Consider the following 26,594-nt stretch of genomic DNA (forward strand, 5'->3'; position numbering starts at 1 on the left):
TTGACTATGCTGTATCGCTCGACGGACTGCCTCAGTCGTCGTGGCGCTCCCATGGAGTATCTGGCCCATAGTGCATCCTTCCACTCGCTCGTGAATAATGCACCATCAAAGCCTGGGATCAAACATCCTAGCCGTACGCTCGTCGCCGTCCACGGCCACCGGCCTGTGATCGCGCAGCCGGGCAGCTTCGTCGTAGACACCAACACCATCCCGACCGAACTCCTTGAACGCGTCGATGTCGTGGCCGGCGGCAGTTCGGCAGTGTACGGTTCGGACGCCATGGCGAGCGTCGTCAACTTCGTCCTGAAGCGAGATTTCGAACGCATCCGCGCCACCAAACAGAGCGGCGTTTTCAACCATAGCACGCGCGGCTCCTATTTCGGTGCGCTGACCGTCGGCAAGAACTTCGCCGAGAGTCGTGGCAACATCGCCGCCGCCTTCGCGGCACGGCGGGCCGTGGCCTGCTCCGGCATCGCCAATATCGGCAGCTCGAACACGCTCAGCCAATATGGCCGCACCTTCGTCTTCAATCCCAACGGCACGCTGACGGCGAACAACTGCATCACTGACCTGCGCCCCTATGGCTCGGGCAACTGCGTGGGCGGCCAGGGTTCGACCCTGCGCCTGACTGGCATGCTGCAGCCCAAGCTGGAACGCTTCTCGGGCAATATCCTGGCGCATTTCGACGTGTCGGACGCCTTCAAGCCGTTCGTCGAAGCCAAATATGTTCGCATCAACGCCTTGCAGGAAGGCCAGCCGACCTTTGCGAACAACACGTTCAGCATCAACAATCCGTATCTGACCGATCAGGCGCGCGCGACGCTGGTATCGGCTCTGGCGCCCGGAGCGACGACCTTCACCGCGCAGCGCTTCAACGTCGACTTCGGCGGCCGCGGTGAGGTTCACAAGCGTGAAACCTTCCGCATCGTCGGTGGCGTCGAGGGTGATTTTGGCGAGGGTTGGCACTATGAAGTGTCGGCCAATTATGGTCGCCTCGACACCTTCTACAAGACGAACGGCAACTACGTCACGCAGAAGTATCTGAACTCGATCAACGCGGTGCGCAACGCCGCAGGTCAGATCGTCTGCGGGATCAACGCCGATGCCTCGACCGCCAATGACGACGCGGCCTGCGTGCCCGTCAACCTGTTCGGCAACGGTCAGGTCAGCCAGGCGGCGCTGAACTATTTCTCGATCACCTCGACGCGCCGGCAGAAGGCCGAACAGTTCGACGCCGTCGGCTTCATCAACGGCAAGCTGTTCCGCCTGCCGGGCGGCGACGTCACTTTCTCGCTGGGCGGCGAATATCGTCGTGAAACCGCCTATTCGAAGTATGACGACCTGACCGCCAGCGGTGCGACGTTCCTGAATTCGATCCCGACCTTCGCACCGCCCGCCTATGACATCAAGGAGGCGTTCGGCGAACTCAGCGTACCGCTGCTGGCCGATCGTCCGTTCTTCCACGAACTGACCCTGACCGGTGCGGCGCGCGTGTCGCATTACAATGTCGGCAACGCGGGTACGCCCTGGACCTACAACATCAACGCGATCTGGGCACCGATCCGCGATATCTCGTTCCGTGGCGGCTATGCCCGCTCGGTCCGCGCGCCGTCGCTGAGCGAACTCTATGCCTCCAGCTCGCAGACATTCGCCAACGGCCTGTCCGATCCGTGCAGCCAAGCGAACATCAACAACAACCCGAACCGCGTTCGCAACTGCGCCGCGGCGGGCGTTCCGACGACCCAGACCTTCAACGGCACGACCGAGCCGTTCACGAACGTCGCGGCCTCGGGCATTTACGGCTTTAACCGCGGTAATCCCGACCTTCAGGCTGAAAAGAGCCGCAGCTTCACGGTTGGGACGGTGATCCAGCCCCAGGCTCTGCGGGGCTTCTCGCTGACGGTCGATTATTACAACATCACGATCAAGGACGCGATCTTCTCGCTGTCTGCCCAAACGATCGTCAATCAATGCTATGACAATCCGAGCGGCGTCAACAATCCGTTCTGCGCGGCAGTATTCCGCAACCCGAACGGCACCTTTGCGGGTCAGCAAAATGTCCTGCACGGTGGTTCCACGGTGTCCTTCCCGACCACCGGCCCGTCCTTCTTCTCGCAGGGCTTCAACTACGCCAAGCTGGAAACCTCGGGCATCGACATCGATGCGTCGTATCGCACCAAGATCAGCGACACAGGCACGTTGACCCTGCGCGTTTTCGCCAGCTACGTGGCGCAGAACAACCGTTATACCGATGTCAGCGATCCGACCTATCGCGATCGGTACAAGAGCGAGCTGGGCTATGCTGCATGGCGCGGTCAGTTCATCGGCAACCTGAACTTCGAAACCTTCGACATTCAGTATCGTCTGCGCTACGAAGGCAAGTCGACGATCGGCGAGTGGGAAACGCAGAACAGCTATGATGACCGTCCGGCGCGTAACCCGGATGCCTATCCGGTCGTCTATTATCCTGAAGCTTTCTACCACTCGGTCCAGATCGGCTTCAATGCCACCGACCGATTCCGCTTCCACTTCGGCGTCGACAACCTCACCGACAAGAAGCCGCCCTATGATCTTCTGGGCGTCGCGTCGGGCGATCCGTACGACAATATCGGCCGGTTCTTCTATGCCGGGTTCAAGGCCAACTTCTGATCCTTTTCGGATCACATGCCTTGGGGCTCTCCTTCACGGAGGGCCCCTTTTTTATGGGGCGTTTCGGAAGTTCAACTCCGCGCGAACCGCTGGCCCAATCCGGTCAGCAGCTCATATTGCGACACACCCGAAACTGCCGACGCCTCCGCCAGGTCATAGTCCATCGCCAGCCAATCGCCTTCGCCCAGGTCGGGGCGCGCGCTGACATCGATCGCGATCAGGTCCATGGACACCCGCCCCAGCAGCGCCAGCCGGATGCCATCCGCCATCGCAGCGCCCAGGCCCGACAGGGCACGCCGATAGCCATCGGCATAGCCCAGGTTCAGGATCGCCACCTCGGTATCGGCCGCGGCCGTCCAGGTCGCGTTATAGCCGACTGTCTCACCGGCACGCACGGTACGGCGCTGGAGAATCTGGGCCTCGGGGAAGGCGACCTGGCGCAGGTGGCCCGCCATGTCGGGGCGCGGCACGCCGCCATAGAGCGCGAGGCCGGGCCGCGTCAGATCGAAATGATAATCCGCACCCAACCCGATCCCTGCCGAATTGGCCAGGCTCATCCGCCGCGCGGTCGTCCGCCCGGCCAGGCTGGCAAAGGCGGCCCGCTGCCGCGCGTTCATCGCGACATCCTCATCGGCACAGGCCAGGTGACTGAGCAGCGTCTCGATCTCCAGCCCGTCGAGCAGGCCATCGCGAACCGACTCGACCGACACGCCCAGGCGGTTGATGCCGGTGTCGACCATCACGTCGCACGCCCCCCCGCCACCGTCGCGCCAGCGAACGATCTGCTCCGGCGTGTTGAGAACCGGACGGGCGAACCCCGCCCCGGCGACCGCCATGTCCTCCGCGCGCAGGCCGTGCAGCACCGACACCGTCACCCCCAGCGGGGCCAGCGCCTGGGCCTCGGCCCAATTGGCGACGAAGAAATCGCGGCACCCCGCTCCCGCCAGCGTTCCGGCGATCAGCGATGCGCCCAGGCCATAGCCATTGGCCTTCACCGCCGCCCCGCATGCCGCCGCCCCGCTCATCCGGTCGAGCGCCTGCCAGTTGGAGACGAGCGCATCGCGATCGACACGCAGGCGGAGGGGAGCGGCTATTTCCATCACCCGGCGGGCTTTAGGCCGCATTGTCGAGTGGGAAAAGGCGGAGGAGGATTTTTGCCCCGCCCTCCCCTTGAGCAAGCGAAGTCCGACGCGGCGTTACCGTAGCGTGCGGATGATCGCGGAGAAATCCACCGGCGGCTGGCCCTCGCCGACAAATGCCGCGTAGAGTTCGGCGGCGCGCTCCCCCATCGGCGTCGTCGCCCCCGCATCGCGCGCCGCGGCCATCGCCAGCTTCAGGTCCTTGAGCATCAGCGCCGCCGCAAAACCACCCTGATAGTCGTGATCGGCGGGCGTTTCCGGCCCCACGCCGGGCACCGGACAATATCTGGTCATCGACCAGCTCTGTCCCGACGAAACCGAGGCGATGTCATAGAAGGTCTGCGGTTCGAGCCCCAGTTTCTCGGCCAGCACAAAGGCCTCGCAGGTGGCCACCATCGTCGCGCCGAGAAGCATGTTGTTGCAGATCTTGGCCGCCTGCCCCGCACCGTTGCCGCCCGCATGGATCACCGCCTGCCCCATGGCGGAGAGAAAGGGCTCGGCCCGCTCAAAGGCTTGCCGGTCGCCGCCGACCATGAAGGTCAGCGTCCCCGCGCGGGCGGCCGCGATCCCGCCCGATACGGGGGCATCGACCGCCATCATGGCCTTGGCCCGCGCCGCCTCCGCCACCCGGCGCGCGGTCGCGACGTCGATGGTCGAGCAGTCGACCAGGATCGCCGAGGGCGGCGCGGCGGTAAACACCGCATCGGCATAGACCCGCTCGACATGGGTTCCGGCGGGCAGCATCGTCACGACCGCCTCGACGCCCTCCACTGCCGCATTCGCGCTGTCGACGGGCAGGCACCCGGCCGCCTTCGCCGCCGCCAGCGCGTCCGCCGACAGGTCGAAGGCGCGGACGTCATGCCCCGCCTTCGCCAGATTGGCGGCCATGCCGCCGCCCATATTGCCCAGGCCGATAAAGGCGATCCGCGCCATTTTCTCTCTCCTAAAATCCTTATGGACGAGGCCGGTTTATTTCCCGGTCCAGTTGGGCGCGCGCTTTTCGACAAAGGCCGCCATGCCTTCCTTCTGATCCGCCGAACCGAACAGGCCGTGGAACAGCCGCCGCTCGAACTGCACGCCCTGCGCCAACCCCATGTCGAAGGCGGCGTTGACCATTTCCTTGTTCGCGCGGACCGCGATCGGGGCCATGCCCGCAATCGTCGCGGCGGTCTTCAGCGCTTCCTCGACCAGATCGGCGGCGGGGATGATCCGAGCGACCAGCCCGGCGCGTTCGGCCTCCTCGGCGTCCATCATCCGGCCGGTCAGGCACATCTCCATCGCCTTGGCCTTGCCGACCGCATGGGCGAGCCGCTGCGACCCGCCCATGCCCGGCGTCACGCCCAGCTTGATCTCGGGCTGGCCGAACTTCGCGGTGTCAGCGGCGAGGATGAAGTCGCACATCATCGCCAGTTCGCACCCGCCGCCCAGCGCATAACCCGCCACCGCCGCGATGATCGGCTTTCGGGTGCGGGTGAAATCGTCCCAGCCGGCGAAATGGTTCGCGCCGTACATGGCGGCGAAATCCATCTCCTGCATTTCCTTGATGTCCGCGCCCGCCGCGAAGGCCTTGGGCGACCCGGTGATGACGGCGCAGCGCTGTTCGGGGTCGGCATCATAGGCGCGCATCACGCCCAGCAGTTCGGACAGCAATTCGGCATTGAGCGCGTTCAGCGCCTGCGGCCGGTTGAGCGTCACCAGGGTCACCGCCTCGCGGCGCTCGACGATCAGGGTGTTATAGTCGGTCATGCTCGTCCTTTTCAGCGATCATCGGGTGTCCAGGCCTGCCCGTCGGCCAGCGGTGCGAAGATATGATCGATCATCGTGTCGGTGACGCCGTCCGGTGTCGCCGGGTTCCAGCGCGGGGCATTGTCCTTGTCGACGATCAACGCCCGCACGCCCTCGACGAAATCGGGGCGCTGCACGACATGGGCGGCAAGGCCATATTCCCGGCGCATCTCGTCGGCGAAATCGGTGGTCCGTGCGCCCTCATGCAACAGACGGAGCGAAACCTTGCAGGCTTGCGGCGACTTGGTGCGCAACACGTCCAGTTGCTGGGTCGCCCATTCGCCCCCATCCGCCTCCAGCGCGGCAAGGATGTCTTCCAGCGTGTCGGCGGCGAAGAGGCGATCGATATCGGCGGCGTGGGCCATGATCTTCGCGTCCGGCGCGGGCGTAGAGAGACGGTCGAGCGTCGCGGCGATCTCCTGCGGCGCGGCGATGATCGCGGCCTTGGCCTCCTCCAGTGCGGAGGCGGGCAGATAATGGGTGGCGAGGCCCAGTGCATGGGTCTCAGCCCCGTCGAGCCGGTGCCCGGTCAACGCCAGGAACACGCCCATCCGCCCCGGCAACCGCGACAGATACCAGCCGCCGCCGACATCGGGGAACAGCCCGATCCCCGTCTCGGGCATGGCGAAGCGGGTATTTTCGGTGGCGACACGGAAGCGGGCGGGCGCGGAAATGCCGACGCCGCCGCCCATGGTGATGCCGTCCATGAAGGCGACGATCGGCTTGGCATAGGTGAACAGCCGGTGGTTCATCCGGTATTCGGCATGGAAGAACGCCCGCGCCGCCGCGCCGTCACCCGCACCGCTTTCGGCAATCAAACGGATGTCGCCGCCCGCGCAAAAGCCTCGCCCCTCGGCATGGTCGATGATGACCGCCTCGACGCCAAGGTCACCGCGCCACTCCTCCAGCGCGGCCAGCACGCCGTCACACATGCCATGGGTCAGCGCATGGATCGCCCGGGGCCGGTTAAGCCGCAGCCGCCCGACCGGGCCTTCGCGAGTGACGATCAGGTCTTCGCTCATGTCTTTCCTTAACCCCTTCCCGTACACCGGCGAAGGCCGGGGGCCAGTGGCGGTAGCGTATGAGGCGCGCCACCGGCTGCGTAGCAACTGGACTCCGGCCTTCGCCGAGGTACGGCTCAGTCCTTCAACAGATCCCGCCCCACGATCATCCGCATCACCTGATTGGTACCTTCCAGGATCGAGTGGACGCGCAGGTCGCGCCAGAAGCGCTCGATCGGGTAATCCATCAAATAGCCGTAACCGCCATGGAGTTGCAGGGCGCGGTCGACCACCGATGATCCGGTATCGGTCGCCAGCCGCTTGGCCATGGCGGCGAAGCGCGTCTTGTCGGGCGCGCCGTCAGTCACCTTGGCGGCCGCGAGGTACAGCAGCGCACGCGCCGCCTCCAGCTCGGTCGCCATGTCGGCCAGGGTGAACTGGGTGTTCTGGAACTCCGCGATCGCCTTGCCGAACTGTCGGCGATCCTTCACGTAAGCGACCGCCTCGTCCAAGCAGCGCTGCGCCCCGCCCAGCGAGCAGGCGCCGATGTTCAGCCGCCCGCCGTCCAGCCCCATCATCGCGATGCGGAACCCCTCGCCCTCCGCGCCCAGCCGGTTGGCGACGGGCACACGGACATTGTCGAACATCACCTGCCGCGTCGGCTGCGAATGCCAGCCCAGCTTGCGTTCATTGGCACCGAAGGAGACGCCGGGCATGTCCTTGTCGATCACCAGGCAGGAAATGCCCTTGGGCCCCTCCTCTCCGGTGCGGACCATGGTGACGTAAACCTCATTCTCGCCGCCGCCCGAGATGAACTGCTTGGAACCCGAGACGACATAATGATCGCCATCACGGACCGCCCGCGTCTTCAGCGCGGCGGCGTCGGAACCTGACCCCGGCTCGGTCAGGCAATAGCTCGCCATCCGCTCCATGGTGACGAGATCGGGCAGATAACGGCCCTTCACATCCGCATCGCCGAAGCGATCGATCATCCACGACGCCATGTTGTGGATCGAGATGAAGGCGGAGGTCGACGGGCAACCATAGGCCATCGCCTCCATGATAACCGCCGCCTCCAGCCGCCCCAGCGCGATGCCGCCCGATTCCTCTGAGACATAGATGGCGGCGAAACCGAGTTCGGCGGCCTGCTTGATCGTGTCGCGCGGGAAGATATGCTTCTCGTCCCACTCGGCCGCGAACGGCGTGATGCGGTCGGCGGTGAAGCGGCGCGCCATCTCCTGGATCTCGCGCTGCTCGTCGGTCAGGTCGAATTGGGTCATGGCTCTCTCGATCAGCCCATGGTCGGGATGACAAAGGCGTTCCCGCCATCGGGCGCGCCGTCGGGCCAGCGCTGGGTCACCGTCTTCACCCGGGTCCAGAAGCGGACACCTTCCATGCCGTGCTGGTTCGCGTCGCCGAATGCCGAGCGTTTCCAGCCGCCGAAACTATGATAGGCGACCGGCACCGGGATCGGCACGTTGATGCCGACCATGCCGACCTCGACCCGCGCGGCGAACTCGCGCGCGGCATGGCCGTTGCGGGTGAAGATCGCGACGCCGTTGCCATATTGATGCTCGCTGGGCAGGCGGAGCGCCGTCTCGAAATCAGGGGCGCGGACGATCTGGAGCACGGGCCCGAAGATTTCCTCGCGGTAGCTCTGCATGCGGGGCGTCACCCGGTCGAACAGCGTCGGGCCGATGAAGAAGCCTTCCTCATAGCCCTGAAGCTGGAAGCCTCGCCCGTCGACGACCAGCTCCGCGCCCTCGTCGACGCCGGTCTGGATCCAGTCCTCGACCCGCCTCTTGTGCGCAGCATTGACGACGGGGCCGTAATGCGCCTGGGCATCGGTGGAGACGCCGACCCGCAAGGCATCGATCGCGGGGATCAGCTTTTCGCGCAGCGCATCCGCGGTCTTGTCGCCCACCGGAACCACGACCGGCAGCGCCATGCACCGCTCCCCCGCCGAACCGAAGGCCGCGCCGGACAGGTCGGCGACCACCTGGTCCAGATCGGCGTCGGGCATGACGATGCCATGGTTCTTGGCCCCGCCCATCGCCTGGACGCGCTTGCCCGCCTCGACCCCGCGCCGATAGACATAGTGCGCGATATCGGACGAACCGACGAAGCTGACCGCGCCGATCGCCGGATGGTCGAGGATCGCATCGACCATCGCCTTGTCGCCGTGCACGACCTGGAGAACACCCTCCGGCAAACCGGCTTCGCGCATCAGTTCGGCGAGGCGCATCGGGACCGAGGGATCGCGCTCCGAGGGCTTGAGGATGAAGGCATTGCCGCAGGCGATGGCGACGCCGAACATCCACATCGGGATCATCGCGGGGAAGTTGAACGGGGTGATCCCCGCGCCGATGCCGATCGGCGTCCGCATCGAGTAGACGTCGATGCCCGGCCCCGCGCCGTGCGTATATTCGCCCTTCAGCGCGTGGGGAATGCCGCAGGCGAACTCGATCACCTCCAGCCCGCGCTGGATATCGCCCTTGGCGTCAGCGATCACCTTGCCATGTTCCGAGGAGAGCAGATGCGCGAGCGCGTCCATATTCTGCTCGACCAGTTCCTTGAACCGGAACAGCACGCGCGCGCGGCGCTGCGGATTGGTCGCGGCCCAGCCGGGTTGGGCGGCCCGGGCTGCGACGACGGCCCGTTCCAGCACGGCGGCATCGCCCAGCATCACGCGCGCCTGCACCTGTCCGCTATTGGGGTCGAACACGTCGGCCTGACGGGTGGTGGCGGTGGGGGTCTCGGTCTGTGCACCGGCGACGAGATGGTCGATCACACGCATCTTGCTCTCCTGTTCCGGGTCTGGTGCCCGACTCTTTGCTTGTAATTATATTACTTGCTCGGCAAATCCAAGCCGGGTCCGCACAAGGCACCGCCGCCGCCGCCGGAAGGCATCAAAACACCGGGCGCGAACGCCAGGCGGCGGCGGCGGCCAGCATCGCCCCGCCGGTCGCCACGCCCAGCGCCGCCATGCCCCAGGCCGGATAGGCCCAGGCGCCCAGCGCCGCACCGGCCATGAAGCCGCTCCACAGCAAGAGATAGGGAAGCCAGCGCCACCGCGCGCCGCCGGCGACAGCCTGGGCCAGATGCTGGCCGATCTTGACCAATGTCCCGGTCATATAGGTGACGCCGATGCTCACCTCTCCGTCGCGCTCGAACGTGGCATTGGCCGCCCCCATCGCCACCGCCATGCCCCAGGCGAGCCATGACGCGAGCCCCGCCAGCGCCAGAAGGACCGCGACCAGGATCAGGACCGCCGCCTGTCCGCCATGGGGCACCGCCAAACGGATCAGCGTCCCCGCCATCACACCGGCGACGAACAGCCCTAACAAGGCGGCCAGCATCGCCGCCCCTCCGCCCATCGTGCCCGGACGCACCAGATGGACGGCCAGCATCGTGCCGTTGCCGCTCATGAAGGAGACGAAATAGCCGCCCAGATGCTGAAATCCGATCGCATCCACATATCCGGCAAGCATCGCCAGGCTGATCGCCAAGGGCCAGGTGCGTCGATCGGATCGGATCATCGACAGCCCTCTTAACCCATCGTCACGCCATAGTCATGGGTGTCACCTCGCCCGCCCATTACGCGGGCTCGATCCTGACGGCGACATGCTTCCTTTTTTCCCGATCACCGGATCGGAAATCCGATCCGCCCGTTCCGCCCACGCATATCGGGGGATCGAGGATGGCGGGCGCGCTGATCGAAGTCTGGCTGGCGGTTTCCGCGCTGTCGTCCTTGATCATCCTGCTGATCGCGCTGGGCAATAGCGACATGCGAACGGCCCGATGGTGGAGCCGCCGCACGCCTCGCCTGCGCCGTCGTCGGGAAACGGCCGCGAGGGACTGAAACGCCTCCTCGCGGTCCCGCCCCGCTTCAGAACATATTGAGCAACCGGTCGAACAATCCGGGGCGACGCGACCGCATCGCCAGATAGCGTGCCCGGTCATCGGCGGCACGGCGATATAGCGCGTCGAGACGCTGTTCGCGGGGAAGGTCCGAGATGCGTGGTGGCGGCATATGACTGGCCATGGAACGCCCCTAATCTTGATGAACCGAGTGAATCAAACGACGAACCGAGTGTTTCGTTCCCATCAGGTGACAGTCCGGTCATTCGCCCCAACCATCCGGCAAGGCGTTGAAATCCCGGAAAAGCTCGATCGCGACATGGGCGCGCGACCTCCAAGAAGCTGATGCAGATGAACGTCTCGTAAGGTTTCCGTAAGGCAAATGTCAGGGCCAGTTCCTTATCGCTCTGCAGCAATATCCAGTCCTTCGCGCCGAAAGAAGCCGATGCACGCCAATCCTGCCGACGAAACGCTACCCGAAACCCGCCGTCTCTCGTCCGCGCAGCAATGGCGCTGGGTGGGCATCGCCGCCGCCATTCTGGTCGGCGCGCTGATCCTGATCGCGGTGATCGGCAAGCTGACCCACAAGGAAGAGGTGCCCCCGCCCCCGCCCCCGCCCGGCACGCTGCGCCTGTCCAAGGATCAGCTCGACGCGATGCCGACGATGCGCGTGGGTCTGGGCGCGTCGGGCGACCAGACCATGGCGACCGGCGCGATCACCGTCGATGCCACCCGCTCGACCCCCGTGCTGATGCCCTATGCAGGGCAGGTCGTGCGCGTGCTGGCCGATGCGGGCCAGGTGGTGCGCCAGGGCCAGCCGCTGCTGATGATCAAGACCAGCGATTTCGTCGATGCGCGCAGCGGCCTGTTCTCGGCCCGCGCCGCCTATCAGAATGCGCAGGCACAGCTTGTCGCGGCGCAGCGCAATGCCGACCGCCAGCAGCAGATCTATGAGACCGCGGGCGGCGCGCTGAAGGATTATCAGCAGGCCAAGGCCGACCTCGCCGCCGCACAGGCGACCGCGCGCACCGCCGCCGCCTCGCTGGGCGCGGCGCGCGACAAGCTGGCGATCCTCGGCAAGTCGCAGGGTGAGATCAACCGGCTGGAGAATGTCGGCGAAGTCTCCGGCATCCACGACATCACCACGCTCCACGCGCCGATCAGCGGCGTCGTCGCGTCGCGCGATGTCGCGCCCGGCCAATATGTTTCGCAGGGGGGCGACAAGCCGGTGATGACCATCACCGACCCCTCGCGCGTCTGGCTGGTCGCGCAGGTGGCCGAGAGCGATGCGGAGAATGTTCGCGTCGGCGATCCCGTCGAGGTGACGACGCCCGCCATCCCCGGCCGCGTCTTCCACGCGACGATCGATCTGGTCGGCGCTGCGCTCGACCCGCAGACCCATCGCCTGCCGGTGCGCGCCTCGATCCCCAACCCGGACAAGGCGCTGAAACCGCAGATGTTCGCCAGCTTTGCGATTCACCATCTGGGCGCGGGTCAGGCGATCCGCGTTCCCGCCGCCGCCGTGATCCATGAGGGCGACACCGCGCGCGTCTGGATCATGCGTCCCGACGGCCTGCTGGTCGCGCGCGACGTGCAGACCGGCGACTCCGCGAACGGCCTCGTCACCATCACCTCCGGCCTGAAGCCGGGCGAGAAGATCGTCACCTCGGGCGCGCTGTTCGTCAACGAAGCGGGGATCGGCGAATAATGAACCGCATCGTCGACTTTGCGCTGCGTCAGCGACTGCTGATCGTCGGCCTGTTCTTCGCGATGATCGTCGCTGGCGTCATCGGCTTCATCAACCTGAATATCGAGGCCTATCCCGACCCCGTCCCGCCGATGGTCGAGGTCATCACCCAGACCCAAGGCCTGTCGGCCGAGGAGATGGAGCGCAACGTCACCATCCCGATCGAGGTCCAGATGGCGGGCATTCCGCATCTGACCGCGATCCGCGCGATCAGCCTGTTCGGCCTGTCGGACATCAAGATCCAGTTCACCTACGACTACACCAACGAACAGGCGCGCCAGCAGGTCATCAACCGCCTGTCGCAGCTTCCGCCGCTCGCGGGTGGCGCGCAGCCGACGCTGTCGCCGACCTCGCCGGTGGGTGAAATCTATCGCTATCGCATCGCCGCGCCCAAGGGCTATTCGGTGATGGACCTGAAGACGCTGCAGGACTGGGTGCTCCAGCGCCGGTTCAAGCGGATTCCGGGCGTCATCGACGTCACCGGCTGGGGCGGCAAGCTGCGCGCCTATGACGTGGTGATCGACCAGAACCGGCTGAACGCCCATGGCGTCACCGTGGCGCAGGTGCTGGCGGCGCTGTCCAAGAGCGACGGCAATGTCGGCGGCCAGACGATCAACTTCGGCGAACAGGCCGCGATCGTGCGCGGCATCGGCCTGATCCAGTCGCCCGACGCGATCCAGAACGTCCTGGTCGGCCAGGCGGGCGGTGCCCCCGTGCTCATCAAGGACGTGGCGACCGTGAAGGTCGGCAACGCGCCGCGCATGGGCATCGCCGGTTACAACAATGACGACGACATCGTACAGGGCATCGTCCTGATGCAGCGCGGTGCCCAGTCGATGCCGACCATCAAGGCCGTCCAGGCCGAGGTCGCCAACATCAACAACTCGGGCGTGCTGCCCCCGGGCGTGCATCTGGAGCGGATCTACGACCGCTCCGACCTGATCAACCTGACCATCCACACCGTCATGGAAAACATGGTGGTCGGCATCCTCCTGATCTTCGCGCTGCAATGGCTGTTCCTCGGCAATCTGCGCTCGGCGATCATCGTGGCGGCGACCATCCCCTTCGCGCTGGCCTTCGCGATCCTGATCCTGGTGCTCCAAGGCGAGAGTGCGAACCTGCTGTCGGTCGGTGCGCTCGACTTCGGCCTGGTCGTCGATGCCTGCGTCATCATGGTGGAGAACATCTTCCGCCACATGGTCGAACGTTCCGCCGCCGTGGAGAACGGTCAGGGGCGCTACACCATGGCCAGCCGCTTCGGCGCGGTACTGGGCGCGAGCAGCGAGGTCAGCCGCGGCATCTTCTTCGCCGCCGCGATCATCATCGCCAGCTTCCTGCCGCTGTTCACCCTGACCGGCGTTGAGGGACACATCTTCGGCCCGATGGCCAAGACCTATGCCTATGCGATCAGCGGCGGCCTGCTCGCGACCTTCACCGTCGCGCCGGTGCTCTCGACGCTGCTGCTGCCGGACAAGCTGGCCGAAACCGAGACCTTCATCGTCGGCAAGCTTCGCCGCATCTACGAACCCGCCGCGTCCTTTGCGCTGCGCAACAAGATCGTGACGATCGGCGGCGCGGCGCTGATGATGGTCCTGGCGATCGTCGGCGTGCGCTCGCTCGGCATCGAGTTCCTGCCGCACCTCGAAGAAGGCAATATGTACATCCGCGCCACCCTCCCCTCCTCGATCAGCCTGGAGGCGGGCGAGAAGGTGACCAACGAGGTGCGCAAGATCATCGCCTCCTACCCGGAAACCACGGCGGTCCTGTCCGCCCATGGCCGCCCGGACGACGGCACCGATGCGACCGGCTTCTTCAACGTCGAGTTCTTCGTGCCCTTGAAGCCCTTCGACACCTGGCCATCGGGCGTGACCAAGGAAAAGCTGATCGACGAACTGTCGGCCAAGCTGGCGAAGAAATATCCCGGTGTCGACTTCTCCTTCTCGCAGATCATCGAGGATAATGTCGAGGAAGCCGCCTCGGGCGTGAAGGGGGCCAATTCGATCAAGCTGTTCGGCCCCGATCTCGTCACGCTGGAAAAGCTCGCCAACCAGATCAAGGCGCAGATGGCCAAGGTGAAGGGCATCGAGGATCTCGGCGTGTTCGAGATCCTTGGCCAGCCGACCGTGCGGATCGACGTCGATCGCGCCAAGGCCGCCCGCTATGGCCTGACGCCCGACGACATCAATGCAACCGTCGCCGCCGCGATCGGTGGCCAGTCGCCCGCCGATCTCTATGAGCCCGGCACCGACCGCCACTTCCCGATCATCGTGCGGTTGCAACCGACCCAGCGCGACTCGCTCGAATCGGTGCGCAACATCACGATCGGCGCGCCTGCGCCCGACGGCAACGGGACCATCCAGGTGCCGCTGTCCGAGGTGGCGAACGTCAAGCTGACCAGCGGCGCATCCTTCATCTATCGCGAGCATCAGGAACGCTACGTCCCGATCAAATTCTCGGTGCGCGGGCGCGACCTGGGCGGCGCGGTCGAGGAGGCGCGGGCGCGGATCAACCAGAATGTCCACCTGCCGCCGGGCTATCACCTGGAATGGGCGGGCGAACTCGACAATCTGAAGAACGCCATCGCCCGGCTGGAGATCGTGGTGCCGATCAGCCTGGTGCTCATCCTGCTGCTGCTCTACGCCAATTTCGGATCGATGCGGGACAGCCTGCTCGCCTTCTCCGCGATCCCGATGGCGATCGTGGGCGGCGTGCTGGCCCTCGCCCTGACCGGCACGGCGTTCAGCATCTCGGCGGCGATCGGCTTCGTGGCCCTGTTCGGCATCGCGGTGATGGACGGCATCCTGGTCGTCACCACCTTCAACAACGCCATCGACGAAGGCGCGCCGCGCGAGAATGCGCTGGCCACCACCGTCAAGAACAGCCTGCGGCCCGTCGTCATGACCTGTCTGGTCGCCGCCATCGGCCTGTTGCCCGCCGCGCTGTCGCACGGCATCGGCAGCCAGGTGCAGAAGCCCCTCGCGCTCGTCGTGGTCGGCGGCATGACGCTGGCCCCGGTGCTGATCCTGCTGGTTCTGCCGGTCCTCATCAGCCGCTATTCGACCCGCCTGCCACTGTCGCAGCGCAAGAAGAAGCATGATCCGATGGTCGACGACCAGGACGATACCACCACTCCTGAATCCGGGGTTCCGGCATGAAGCGTTTCCTGACCCTGCCGCTGCTGGCGTGCGTCTCCGCCTGCGCGGTCGGTCCGCATGACCTGGACGCCCATGCCAGCCTGCCGCCGCTGACCCCGGCGCCGGTGATCGCTCCGGCGACCGGCCCGGCGCAGACGGTGTCCGCCCAGGTCGCGCCCGAATGGTGGCACGCCTTCGGCAATGCCCAGCTCGACGCGCTGGTCGCCGAGGCGCTGGCGCACAATAACGACGTCGCCGTCGCGCAAGCCTCGCTACGGCAGGCGCAGGAGCAGGCACGGGCGACGCGGGGCTCGCTGCTCTTCCCACAGGGGGGGCTGAACTATCAGGCGCAGCGGACCCGCGTGTCCAACGCGCTGTCGCCGGCAGTCGCCGACCAGGATCAGCAACTCTATACGCTGCACACCGCGCAGGTCAGCGTGTCCTATGACGTCGATGCGTTCGGCGGCAACCGGGCCCAGGTCCGCTCCGCCGCCGCGCGCGCCGAGGTCGAGCGGCATCAGCTCGACGCCGCGCGGATGACGGTGGCGGCCAACCTCGTCACCGCGCTGATCGAGCGGGCGAGCCTGGCCGAACAGGTCGCCGCCGCGCAGACGGCGGTGCAGGTCAACCGCGACATCCTGTCCGCGCTGCAACAGCGCCAGCGGCTGGGCGCGGTCGGCGCGTCGGACGTGTCGACGCAACAGGCGGCACTCGCGACGGCCGAGGGCGCGTTGCCCCCGTTGGTCCGCGCCGAGGCGGCCCAGCGTACCATCATCGCGACGCTGATCGGCCGCCCGGCGGGCTCGGCGCTGCCGCCGCTTCCCGAACTGGCGCAACTGACGCTGCCGACCGAATTGCCGGCCATCGTGCCGTCGGAACTCGTTCAGCGTCGCCCCGATGTGCTCGCGGCGCAGGCGCAGTTGCAGGGGGCGGGCGCCGATGTCGGTGCCGCGATCGCCGCGCGCCTGCCCAGCATCCAGCTTTCCGCCAATGCGGGTGGCTCCGCGCAGAATTTCGGCGACATGTTCAAGAGCGGCAACCCCTTCTGGGCGCTGCTCGGCGGGATCACCCAGCCGCTGTTCCACGCCAATGCGTTGCGCCATCAGCAGAAGGCGGCGGAAGCCGCGCTGGAGGGGGCCAAGGCACAGTATCGCGCGGCGGTGCTCCAGGCGTTCGGCAATGTCGCGGATTCGTTGACCGGGCTGTCGACCGACGCACAGGCGCTGGATGCTGCGCAGCGGGCGAGCAACGCCGCAGGCCAGGCGCTGACCTTCGCACGGCGGCAACTGGCGCTGGGCGATGTGGGGACGTTGCAACTGCTCAACGCGACGGCGACCGACGCGCAGGCGCGGTCGCAACTGATCCAGGCCAAGGCGGCGCGGATGACCGATACGGTGGCGCTGTTCCAGGCCGCCGGAGGGCCGGTCACGGGTTCGTAGGAGGCGCAGGGCGGATCGAGGATTTGGTCCGCCCCCCTTCAACCTGAACGAAGTGGTTCTCGGTGGCGCAGAGGCGGGGAGGACGCAGAGATCGCGTTCTCTGGATCGACGCCTCCCCTCGACATCTTTTTCCTCCCCGGCGAAAACCAGGGCGGAAGGCGCGCTGCGCCGGTGCAGGGGGGGGGAAAAAGCGGCCTGCCCTCGATGGACTATGCCCTTTGACGTCTCTCGGGCGGGACGGTCAGGAGCAACGAAAAAGGGGAGGACTTTCGCCCTCCCCTTTCATCAGAACAACCGGGTCAGCAGGTAGAAGCCCGCCCCCATCACCGCGGCGGCGGGAATGGTGATGATCCAGGCGATCACCACATTACCCGCCACGCCCCATCGCACCGCGGACGCGCGCCGCGCGACGCCCGCCCCGATGATCGATCCGGTGATGGTATGCGTGGTCGACACCGGAATCCCCAGCGCCGAGGCGCAGAAGATCACGATCGACCCTGCGGTCGAGGCGCTGAACCCCTGATGCTGCGACAGCTTGGTGATGCGGGTGCCCATCGTCTCGATGATCCGCCAGCCGCCGGTCATCGTGCCCAGCGCGATCGCGATGTAGCAGGAGATGGCGACCCAGTGCGGCACCTCGAACGGTCCCGACAGATGCCCCGTCGAATAGAGCAGGACGGTGATGATCCCCATCGTCTTCTGCGCATCGTTCAGCCCGTGGCTGAGCGAATAGGCCGCCGAGGAGACGAGGTGCATCGCGCGAAAGCTCCGCTCCGCCCCGCCCGCGCTCGACCGGCGAAGCGCCCAGCTGCTCAGCAGCATGACCAGCATCGCCAGGATCATGCCCAGCATCGGCGACAGGACGATGGCGAGCAGCGTCTTGTTCAGACCCGCCCATTTCACCGCGTCCATGCCCGCATGCGCCACACCCGCGCCGACCAGCCCGCCGACCAGCGCATGGCTGCTCGACGAGGGGATGCCACGCAGCCAAGTGATGACGTTCCACGCCATCGCCCCGCCCAGCGCGCCGAAGATGACGGCGGGCGTCACGATGCTCTGGTCGATCAGGCCCTTGCCGATCGTCTCCGCAACCTTGTGCAGGCTGGGGAAGGCGACGGTCAGGAAATAGGCCGCGAAGTTGAAGAAGGCGGCGAAGCCCACCGCCGCGACCGGCGGCAGCAGGCGGGTCGCCACCACCGTCGCGATCGAATTGGCCGCGTCATGCAACCCGTTGAGATAATCGAATGCCAGCGCGACCAGGATCAGGCCGACCAGCAACGGAAAGGCGAGCTCGTGCATGTCCTACGCCTCAGGCGTGATCGATGACGATGCCGTCGATCTCGTCGGCGACATCCTCGAACGCGTCGAGGATGCGCTCCAGATGCTTGTACACTTCCTTCTCGATCACGAAGCGCAGCGTGTCGCGCTCGCCGCATTCGTCCAGCGTGCGCTTCAGGCCCGCCGCATGGATCTCGTCGGCGCGCCCTTCCAGCCGGACCAGCTCTTCGGTCAGCGCATGCAGGCGATCGCCGTTGCGCGCGACGTCGCGCATCAGCGGCATCGCCTCGACCGTCAGGCGGGCCGCCTCGACCGCGACCGCCGCCATCTCGCGCATTTCGGGCGCGAAATTGGTCAGGCGGTAGAGGCCGATCGCGGTGGCCGCCGCATTCATCTCGTCGATCGTGTCGTCCAGCGAGCCGATGAGCGAGGTGATCGCGGCGCGGTCGAACGGCGTCAGGAAAGTCGAGCGGACCGAAGTCAGCACCTGCCGCGTGATCTCGTCCGCGTCATGCTCGCGCGCGGCGACAGCGGAGATCTCGTCGGCGGTATTGCCCTGCGAGTCGAACAGCCGGACGGTGGCTTCTGCCCCCGCCAGAATGGTGGCGGCTTGCGCCTCGAACAGCTCGAAGAAATTCCCCGTCTTCGGCAGGAGGCGTTGGAACCAGGCGAACATCAGTCGGTAAACCCCGATAGTGATCCGATAACGCGCGTTTTCCACCCATGGCCCATTGGGGCCACGGCGATACGCCGGACCGTGAAAAGGGCCATGAACCGAAGACTGCACGAACGCCGCCCCCCTGACCAGACCCGAACCCCACGTCAAGCAAAACCGGGTTACAACAATGTGACAGTCGCGTCACGGCAGAACGAACGATGGTCGGCAATGCGATCACGACAAGGATGAAAGCGTCGGAAAATCGGCATTCCCACAAACCATGGCGTGCAGAGCCAGCCGCGCCATCTTCCCACCGGCCCAATCCTCGCATCGGCATCACGCCCTGCCTTCAAACCTGCCACTCTTTCGCCAGGGGCGGACCGGACGGATCGGATGGAACGGGGCGATCGGCCGGCATCCGGTCGCATTTGGCGACCGGTTGTGGTTTTTGCGCATCACCCCGGTCACGCGAACGCCATAATGCGCCGCTAACCGCCCGTCTCACCGGGAGAATAGCAGATCAACCGGACGGCATCGACCGTCCGCGGGAGCATGGGGACCATATGAAGTCGGTTATCAAGACCGCGGCGCTGCTCGGCGCCGCGTGGGGTGTGCTGGCGACCGCGCCGGCGATGGCGCAGTCGGCCGCCGATCAAGGCACGGCTGCGACCGGCGCGGCGCAGGGCGACGAGCAGCAGGGATTGGGCGAGATCACCGTCACCGCCGAGCGCCGCTCGGAAAATCTGAACCGCGTGCCGGTGTCGGTCGGCGTGGTCAGCGGGTCGAACCTGCGCACCTTCCAGCAGGGCGGCGAGGACATTCTCGCCCTGTCGGGCCGCGTGCCCGGCCTTTACGCGGAGACGACGACGGGGCGCATCTTCCCGCGCTTCTACATTCGCGGCCTGGGCAATATCGATTTCTATCTCGGCGCGTCGCAGCCGGTGTCGATCATCCAGGACGATGTCGTGCTGGAACATGTCGTGCTGAAGTCGAACCCGGTGTTCGACGTCGATCAGGTCGAGGTGCTGCGCGGGCCGCAGGGCTCGCTGTTCGGGCGCAACACGACCGCGGGCATCATCAAGTTCGACACGATCAAGCCGACGCAGAGCTTCCAGAGCCGCGCCACCGCCTCGATCGGCAGCTACAACACGATCAGCATGGACGCCGGCGTCGGCGGCCCGCTGATCCGCGACCTGCTGTCCTTCCGTCTGTCGGCGCTGGTCCAGCATCGCGACAACTGGGTCGACAATGTCTATTCGGGCCCCAGCGCCGATGGCACGCTGACCCCGAAAAAGGATGCGATGGGCGGCTTCACCGAGCGCGACGTCCGGCTCCAGCTGCTCCTCACGCCGACCGATACGCTGTCGTTCAATCTGTCGGGCCATGCCCGCTGGTATGACGGCACCTCGACGCTGTTCCACCGCGGCGCGTTGACCAAGGGGTCGAACGACGCCTCCGCCGAACCGCGCGACCGGGTGGCCTATGACGAAGGGCGCGGCAATCCGCAGTCCTATGACACGCAAGGGGCCTCGCTGCGTGCCGCCTGGGATCTGGGTGCGGCCGAGCTGACCTCGATCACCGCCTATGAAACCACGGCCGGCTTCAGCAAGGGCGACACCGATGGCGGCGCGGCGACGAACTATCCGTTCAACGGCGTTCCGAACGGCTATGGCCTGAGCATGGGCCAGGTCCGCGGGCTCGACCAGTGGACGCAGGAAGTCCGCCTCGCCTCGACCGGCAATGGCGCGTTCAAGTGGCAGGTCGGCGGCATCTATTTCGACAGCCGCGACATCACCGACTTCTATCAGCGCGCCTATTTCACCGGCACCAACCCGAACAACTGGGCCCGGCTGCACGACGTCAACACCTCTTGGGGCGTGTTCGGGCAGGTCAGCTATCGGGCGACCGATCGCCTGACCCTGACTGCGGGCGGCCGCATCAGCGAGGACACGAAGCGCACCACGCTGATCAAGGACCCGGCCCTGGCCAACGGCACCAGCACCTTCGGCACCAATCCGCGCAATGTCCGCCTGTCGGACACGCAGCCGAGCTGGGACGTGTCGGCGCTGTACGAAGTCGATCCGAACGTGAACGTCTATGTCCGCGCGGCCCAGGGCTTCCGTGGCCCGACGATCCAGGCGCGTTCGGCGGTGTTCGGCTCGCCCTTCTCGACCGCCACGTCGGAGACCAACCTGTCGTTCGAAACCGGCGTCAAGTCGAAGCTGTTCGACAACACGCTGCGCCTGAACGCCGCCGCCTTCGCGTACCGCGTGAAGAACATCCAGTTGAACGGCAATGACACGGACGGCAACGGCGTGCTGCTCAACGCGGACAAGGCGGTCGCTTACGGCCTGGAAGCCGATGCGCAGTGGCTGCCGGTACGCAACCTGGCGCTCTCGGCTGGGGTGAGCCTGCTGCATTCCGAGATCCGCGATCCGAATGTCCGCGTCCAGACCTGCAGCTTGAACGGCGTACAGGTCTGCACCGTGCTCAACGGCCCGGGCACCACGCTCGGCATGGGCACCCGCAAGACCTATTTCGTGCCGATCAACGGCAACCCGTTGCCCAACGCGCCGGAATATAATGTCAACGTCGCGGCGAAGTATGACATCCCCCTCGCCAATCAGGGCAAGGCCTTCATTTCGACCGACTGGAATCTCCAGGGCTATACGAACTTCGTCCTGTACCGGACCAAGGAGTTCACCTCGAACGGCAATTTCGAAGGTGGCCTGAGCATCGGCTATTCCGCGCCGAACGACGACTGGAGCCTGTCGGTCTTCGCCCGCAACATCACGAACCAGAAGAATCTGAAGGGCGTGATCGAGAACTATATGGCCGCGGTGTTCAACGACCCGCGCATCATCGGCATCTCGTTCAGCGGCAAGTATCGCTGATCGACGCGACCGAATGACGAACAGGCCCGTCCCTCCGGCGTGAGGGGCGGGCCTTTTTTTCATTACCCGCATCCGTTCGACCGGGCGCAGTCGAAGGCGACGTGGCCTATCCGCGCCGCAACGATGCCGGCGGCATCGTCCTTTCGCGCGCATACCGCTCCGCATGGACCAGCAGCATGTCCAGATCCTCACGCGCGATATCAAAGCTTTCGTGCATGTCGGCCAGCGCGGCATCGACATCCTCCGGCCCGATGCGCATCGCCTCTGCCTGCGGGGGAATCGCAGCCGGTTCGTGCGGATAGCTGCGCCCGGTCGCCCGGTGGAAGAACATGCCCAATGCCACCAGCGCGATCGAGTTGATGGCGACCGGCGCGAAGGCGAAGGCAAAGCCCGCCGCATGGATGCCCTGGCTGCCGATCACGGCGGTCAGCGCCGCCGCGCCCCCGGGCGGATGCAGGCACCGCGTGAGCGACATGACCAGGATCGCCCCGCCCACCGCGCATCCCGCCGCCAGCGGCAGCGACGGGATCGCCTGGAACATGGCGACGCCGACCAGGCTCGACAGGACATTACCGCCGACGACCGACCAGGGTTGGGCGAGCGGACTGGCGGGAACCGCAAAGACAAGGACCGCCGACGCTCCCAGCGGCGCGACGATGATCGGCAGGTCGGGGCCGACCGGCGGCAGTCCGCCACAGACGACGATGGTCAACGAAATCCCGATCACCGCGCCGACGCACGCGATCAGACGGCCCGACACCGTGGCTCCGGCCAGCAAGGGTTGAAAAATGCGCATAGCGGCAGGCTTTTATGTCCGTGCGAACGCCGTCGCCAACGTCAAAAGCTGGGGAGGGCCTGAGCTTTGCTTCGCCCGGACGATCGGCGTCACGCCTCCGCCAGGAAGGCCACGCCCGGAATCGCGATGCGCCGCCCGGTCGCGGTCAGGCCGCCGTCCTTGCCGATCCGAAAGGCATCGACCGTGCCCGAACGCTCATGGGCGACCAGCATCTCGCCCCGCTCCTCGCGCAGCAGGAAGAAGCGTGGCCAGTTGCCGCCGCTGGGCACGACCTTACGCAGGCGCGGTTCGCCCCGGGCGTCGAGCGTGAAGATCGAGATGCTGTTCGCCCCGCGATTGGAGACATAGAGCGTCCGCCCCGCCCGATCGATCGCGATATGCGCGGCATAGGAGCGCCCCGCCCCTTCCGGCAGCAAGGCCCGCTGACCCGCCGTCCGAAACCGCCCGTCGGGAAGGGCGTCGAGAACGTACAACGTCGTCTCCAGCTCGCAGGCGACATAGGCGCGCGGCAATCTTGGATGGCGCGCCATGTGCCGCGGGCCTGCCCCGGCGGGGGCCCGCCATGCGACGACCGGCTCGGCCAGGTCGCGCGCGGCGGGGTCGAAGCGATAGGCGAAGATCGCGTCCGCCCCCAGATCAACCGCATGCAGCCAGCGGCGGTCCGGGCTGAAGCCCACCCAATGCGCATGGGGTTCCGCCTGGCGATCGGCCTTGGGGCCGCTGCCCTGATGGTGAAAGATCCGCGCCTCGCCCGTCGCCCCGGTCGCCCGGTCGAGCCGGTAGAAGGCGACCGACCCGCTGGAATAATTGGCCACCGCAAGACAGGCGGACGCCGAATCGATCGCGACGTGACACGGATCCGCGCCACCGGTCGAACCGCCGCCCCGCGCCGTCCAGCCCGGACCATAGCCGGCGACCTGTCCCTCCGCCTGTTCGCGGAGCAGGTAACGGGTGCCGTTCGGCCCGCCCCCGACGCCATAAGAGGCGTTGACGATGCCCGCCACAGGCTCTCCGACCCGGCCATCGATGATGGGATACAGGCCCTTGCCGCCCTCATTGGCATAGGTGCCTGCGATCAGCCGGTCCCCGACCCCGCGCGCCAGCAGCGGATCGCCCGCCGCGCCCAGCCCCGTGACCGCGATCGCGCCTGCCACCACTTCGCGCCGTGTCGTCGTCATGCCGCCTCTCCTCATCCGGCGGCCGTTGAACGCCAAAGGGGGCGGGAAGGCAATCACTTCCCGCCCCCAGGACACGCAGGATGCGGTGGACCGATCAGATCGCGACCACGCCGCCATCATCCTTGGTGATGACGATCGTCGCCGAGCGCGGACGCACGGTGGCGGCGGCTCCGCCCGACTGGCTGGCGGGCCAGTTGCTGGTCGGGGCCGCCGGGCTGCTGGCATCCTCGCCCGGATGCTGGATGTTGACGAAGACCGAGGTGCCGTCCGGCGTCGAATGGATGCCGGTGATCTCGCACTGTTTCGGCCCGACCAGGAAGCGCTTCAGCGTCATGCCGGGCGCCTTGCCGATGCGGGTGGTGACGGTCGCGGTCGCGCCGCCGGCGCTGCTGGAGACCGAACGGGTGCCGCCGTCGCCGACCCGGCCGGGGATCGCGGCCAGCATCATGCAGTTGGTGACGTCGGTAAAGGCGCCGTCATCGGTCTGGATCCACATCACCGGCGTCGCCTGCCCGGCGACATTGCTCGGCAGGCTGAACCACAGGCCGTCGGGCGAGGAGAAGTCGTTGGTCGCATCCAGCCCCGACAGGTTGATGTTGGTCGGATCGAGGTCCGCGCCCGCACCAAAGGCATAGACGTCCCAGGTGAAGCTGGTCGCCTCGGTCGTGTCGTTCGCCTCACGGATGCGGATGATATGGCCGTTGCGGTTGCCGACCGAGGTCGAGGGCGGATCGACATAGGCGCGCGGATTGGCCGCATCGACGCCGCTCTGATTGCCCGAAGCCATCGGCTTGCGCGAGGCGTTGTTGGTCAGCGTGCAATACATCTCGCCAGTCACCGGGTTGACCGCCGTCCATTCCGGCCGGTCCATCTTGGTCGCGCCCAGCACGTCGGCGGCCAGACGGGTGTTGATCAGGACATCGGCCTGATCGGCGAAGGAATAGGTGCCGTTCGAGGCGGTCAGCCCATTCTGCCCGAACACCAGAGGCATCCACTGCCCCGTGCCGTCGGCGTTGAACTTCGCGACATAGAGCGTGCCGTTGTCGAGATATTTGTCGCCCACCGCCAGCCGGTCGGTCGCGCTCGCATCCGAGGCGCTCCACGGCGTCGCCGACACGAACTTGTAGATATATTCGTTCTGCGCATCATCGCCCATATAGAAGGCGGGACGGACCCCGGCGATCATCCGGCCGCTCTGGCAGCCTTCATGATTCATCCGGCCCAGCGCGGTGCGCTTGCGCGGGGTCGAACCGGGGTTGAACGGATCGATCTCGACCACCCAGCCGAACTGGAACGGTTCGTGGCGGAAGTCGGCCGTGCCGTCGGCGGCGAGCGCCGCGTTCGCGGTCGCGTTCCAGCGGCGGAAGACCGTGCTCGACGCATCCGACGGCGTCACCGTCGTCCAACCATAATTGCCCGACCGCCCCTCGGTGATGCCGTATCGGGCGAGCGAGACATTCTGCTTCGGCGTTGTCGCGGCGCGCACCGCCGCGTCGCCCGAGGTGCGGCGGAAATAGCCCGCCCAATTCTCCTCGTTGGTCAGATAGGTGTTCCACGCCATCGTGCCGTTGGCACAATTGTTGATCGTACCGCGCCCGCCGGTGCCGTCGGTCGAATAAGCGGTCTTCAGCCAGGGCGTGCCCTTCACCGGGCCACTGAACGCCATCGGCGTATTGGGCGTGATGCGGCGATTGAGCGCCGAGTTCGGGACATAGCTCCAGCTACCATTCGAGCGGGTGACCTCGACCACCGAGACGCCGTGGCACTCGATCTCCTTGATCGCTTCCGATTCGGGGCGCGGGGCTGGCGTCGGACCGTTGGCGTGCAGATAGAGCTGGGTGATATTCTCGTGGTTGAGAACGAGGAGCCCGCGCGTGCTGTTCGTCGGATCGGGGTTCGCGCCTGAGGCGGCAAGGCCGAAATAGCTCATGCCGTCATGATGGTCGCCCGCGCGCTGGGCGAAATTGGTGTCCGTGCCGTTGTTGGCGAAGGCACCGACACTGCCGCCGATCGGATCGCCCAGACGGTACAGCACGGTGACGCTATAGCCCGAAGGCACCGTCACCACGTCCGCCAGGCTGTGCGGTACGGCGGTGAAGTCGAGCGTGATCGGGGTGACGGTCAACGTGACGCTGTTGTTGGTGACCAGACCATCGCGGCTGGTGATTTCCAGGTTGAAGCCGAGCTGTGTCGCGGTCGCGACCGCAGGCGCGCGGAACGAGGCGACGAGCTGGTTGGCGTTGGTCAGCGTGACTGACGGGCCCGCCGTTTGGCTCCAATTGACATTGGCCACCTTCCCGCTGGCGACGGTGCCGGTCAGCGTGACGGGGCGGCCCGCCGCGACGCTGGCGGTGCTGCCCGCGGCAGTCGCGGTCACGGCCTGCGGGTTCTCGTCGTCGCACCCCGCCAGCAATGCACCACCGAACAGCGCGGTGGTCATCGCCGATACCCCGTGACGCAGCGTCTGGCGGCGCGACAGGCGGGTGGCGATCAGGTCGCTCATATGGGTGTTGGCGGAACGGTTGGTATCGATGTCGCCATCGTCATAGGCGACCAGGCTATTGATATCCGACATGGATTTTCCCCCGGCACCGCGCGAGGACAGGCGCGGTCTCATCCGTGCCATTTGCCGCCGAACCAAGTCATCCCGGCTTCATTTCCGGGTCATGTTGATGACACCACCATGATGGATGCATGGCATTCGCGTCATTTGCCTGCGATGCTTGACTCCCCGCCGCGATCGGCCTAAGCGCAGCCCCGCATCCGGGCGGGCTTGCCTGCCTGGATTCCGTCCAAGACAGCAGGTGCCGGGGAATTTGCCTTGGCTTAATCTCCTGCCGAGACGGGGAAAAGGATTTTGCCGGTCGCTCCAGCTTGCTGGTCCCGCCCGGTCTGCCCCGCGTTTCTCACGCGTCGGTTGCCCATTCCCCATCGCTGGACACCCCGAGGGGTGGTCACACCCCCCGGTCAAGCAACCGGGATGACCGTTCGCGGTCGTTCCAACCATGGAGAATGGCATGGATCGCGATCAAAAG

At 66.3% G+C, this 26,594-nt stretch carries 19 protein-coding genes; 6 read left to right on the forward strand and 13 right to left on the reverse strand.

Going from position 1 to position 26,594, the window contains the following annotated elements; translation table 11 throughout:
• The first annotated feature begins 51 nt into the window (after positions 1 to 51).
• The gene (locus ABDV78_RS17720) at positions 52 to 2,649 is read left to right on the forward strand and encodes a TonB-dependent receptor (protein ID WP_343528803.1); all 2,598 of its coding nucleotides are present in this window, start codon (positions 52 to 54) and stop codon (positions 2,647 to 2,649) included.
• A 71-nt stretch (positions 2,650 to 2,720) separates the two neighbouring features.
• Here the strand turns inward: ABDV78_RS17720 and alr are convergent, their stop codons facing one another.
• The 7 genes from alr to ABDV78_RS17755 all read right to left on the reverse strand — a co-directional run bounded on the left by alr (position 2,721) and on the right by ABDV78_RS17755 (position 10,113).
• A complete protein-coding gene (gene alr / locus ABDV78_RS17725; protein WP_343528821.1) occupies positions 2,721 to 3,749 on the reverse strand; it encodes an alanine racemase in 1,029 nt (342 codons plus the stop codon).
• Between the two features lie 96 nt (positions 3,750 to 3,845).
• Positions 3,846 to 4,721, reverse strand: coding sequence for a 3-hydroxyisobutyrate dehydrogenase (mmsB, locus tag ABDV78_RS17730; protein ID WP_343528804.1), 876 nt, complete (start codon positions 4,719 to 4,721; stop codon positions 3,846 to 3,848).
• Positions 4,722 to 4,757: 36 nt separating this feature from the next.
• Positions 4,758 to 5,534, reverse strand: a complete 777-nt coding sequence (locus tag ABDV78_RS17735; protein WP_343528805.1) for an enoyl-CoA hydratase — start codon at positions 5,532 to 5,534, stop codon at positions 4,758 to 4,760.
• Positions 5,535 to 5,545: 11 nt separating this feature from the next.
• Positions 5,546 to 6,595 carry an enoyl-CoA hydratase/isomerase family protein gene (locus ABDV78_RS17740; RefSeq protein ID WP_343528806.1) on the reverse strand — a complete coding sequence of 350 codons (1,050 nt, stop codon included), beginning with the start codon at positions 6,593 to 6,595 and terminating at the stop codon, positions 5,546 to 5,548.
• 116 nt (positions 6,596 to 6,711) lie between these two features.
• A complete protein-coding gene (locus ABDV78_RS17745; protein WP_343528807.1) occupies positions 6,712 to 7,854 on the reverse strand; it encodes an acyl-CoA dehydrogenase family protein in 1,143 nt (380 codons plus the stop codon).
• Positions 7,855 to 7,865: 11 nt separating this feature from the next.
• Positions 7,866 to 9,371: a CoA-acylating methylmalonate-semialdehyde dehydrogenase gene (locus ABDV78_RS17750; RefSeq protein WP_343528808.1), complete on the reverse strand. Its 1,506-nt coding sequence runs from the start codon at positions 9,369 to 9,371 to the stop codon at positions 7,866 to 7,868.
• 112 nt (positions 9,372 to 9,483) lie between these two features.
• Entirely contained in the window at positions 9,484 to 10,113 is a 630-nt protein-coding gene (locus ABDV78_RS17755; RefSeq protein WP_343528809.1) for a YoaK family protein, read from the reverse strand.
• A 161-nt stretch (positions 10,114 to 10,274) separates the two neighbouring features.
• Here ABDV78_RS17755 and ABDV78_RS17760 point away from each other — a divergent pair, with 161 nt between their 5' ends.
• Positions 10,275 to 10,436, forward strand: coding sequence for a hypothetical protein (locus ABDV78_RS17760; RefSeq protein WP_343528810.1), 162 nt, complete (start codon positions 10,275 to 10,277; stop codon positions 10,434 to 10,436).
• A 27-nt stretch (positions 10,437 to 10,463) separates the two neighbouring features.
• Here the strand turns inward: ABDV78_RS17760 and ABDV78_RS17765 are convergent, their stop codons facing one another.
• Positions 10,464 to 10,619: a hypothetical protein gene (locus ABDV78_RS17765; protein WP_343528811.1), complete on the reverse strand. Its 156-nt coding sequence runs from the start codon at positions 10,617 to 10,619 to the stop codon at positions 10,464 to 10,466.
• A gap of 261 nt (positions 10,620 to 10,880) precedes the next feature.
• On the opposite strand from ABDV78_RS17765, the gene ABDV78_RS17770 reads away from it, so the two are divergent.
• Genes ABDV78_RS17770 through ABDV78_RS17780 form a run of 3 tightly spaced genes read left to right on the forward strand, consistent with a single transcriptional unit; the run spans position 10,881 to position 16,755 of the window.
• Entirely contained in the window at positions 10,881 to 12,143 is a 1,263-nt protein-coding gene (locus ABDV78_RS17770; protein ID WP_343528812.1) for an efflux RND transporter periplasmic adaptor subunit, read from the forward strand.
• Positions 12,143 to 15,337 (forward strand): CusA/CzcA family heavy metal efflux RND transporter, encoded by a 3,195-nt coding sequence (locus ABDV78_RS17775; protein ID WP_343528813.1) that lies wholly within the window; start codon positions 12,143 to 12,145, stop codon positions 15,335 to 15,337. The genes ABDV78_RS17770 and ABDV78_RS17775 overlap by 1 nt, the downstream gene beginning before the upstream one ends.
• The gene (locus tag ABDV78_RS17780) at positions 15,334 to 16,755 is read left to right on the forward strand and encodes an efflux transporter outer membrane subunit (protein WP_343528814.1); all 1,422 of its coding nucleotides are present in this window, start codon (positions 15,334 to 15,336) and stop codon (positions 16,753 to 16,755) included. The genes ABDV78_RS17775 and ABDV78_RS17780 overlap by 4 nt, the downstream gene beginning before the upstream one ends.
• A gap of 285 nt (positions 16,756 to 17,040) precedes the next feature.
• Here ABDV78_RS17780 and ABDV78_RS17785 read toward each other — a convergent pair whose 3' ends face one another.
• Together ABDV78_RS17785 and ABDV78_RS17790 are read right to left on the reverse strand one after the other, a co-directional pair.
• On the reverse strand, positions 17,041 to 18,054 hold the full coding sequence (locus ABDV78_RS17785) for an inorganic phosphate transporter (RefSeq protein ID WP_343528815.1): 1,014 nt from the start codon (positions 18,052 to 18,054) through the stop codon (positions 17,041 to 17,043).
• A gap of 10 nt (positions 18,055 to 18,064) precedes the next feature.
• The gene (locus ABDV78_RS17790; RefSeq protein ID WP_343528816.1) at positions 18,065 to 18,709 is read right to left on the reverse strand and encodes a DUF47 family protein; all 645 of its coding nucleotides are present in this window, start codon (positions 18,707 to 18,709) and stop codon (positions 18,065 to 18,067) included.
• Between the two features lie 545 nt (positions 18,710 to 19,254).
• Between ABDV78_RS17790 and ABDV78_RS17795 the strand changes: the two genes are divergently transcribed.
• The gene (locus ABDV78_RS17795) at positions 19,255 to 21,585 is read left to right on the forward strand and encodes a TonB-dependent receptor (RefSeq protein ID WP_343528817.1); all 2,331 of its coding nucleotides are present in this window, start codon (positions 19,255 to 19,257) and stop codon (positions 21,583 to 21,585) included.
• A 106-nt stretch (positions 21,586 to 21,691) separates the two neighbouring features.
• On the opposite strand, the gene ABDV78_RS17800 is transcribed toward ABDV78_RS17795, so the two are convergent.
• The 3 genes from ABDV78_RS17800 to ABDV78_RS17810 all read right to left on the reverse strand — a co-directional run bounded on the left by ABDV78_RS17800 (position 21,692) and on the right by ABDV78_RS17810 (position 26,134).
• A complete protein-coding gene (locus ABDV78_RS17800; protein ID WP_343528818.1) occupies positions 21,692 to 22,381 on the reverse strand; it encodes an HPP family protein in 690 nt (229 codons plus the stop codon).
• Positions 22,382 to 22,470: 89 nt separating this feature from the next.
• Positions 22,471 to 23,559, reverse strand: coding sequence for a beta-propeller fold lactonase family protein (locus ABDV78_RS17805; RefSeq protein ID WP_343528819.1), 1,089 nt, complete (start codon positions 23,557 to 23,559; stop codon positions 22,471 to 22,473).
• A gap of 94 nt (positions 23,560 to 23,653) precedes the next feature.
• The gene (locus tag ABDV78_RS17810; RefSeq protein ID WP_343528820.1) at positions 23,654 to 26,134 is read right to left on the reverse strand and encodes an alkaline phosphatase PhoX; all 2,481 of its coding nucleotides are present in this window, start codon (positions 26,132 to 26,134) and stop codon (positions 23,654 to 23,656) included.
• Positions 26,135 to 26,594 lie beyond the last annotated feature (460 nt).

The sequence above is a fragment of the Sphingomonas sp. genome (assembly GCF_039594485.1).
GTDB lineage: Bacteria > Pseudomonadota > Alphaproteobacteria > Sphingomonadales > Sphingomonadaceae > Sphingomonas.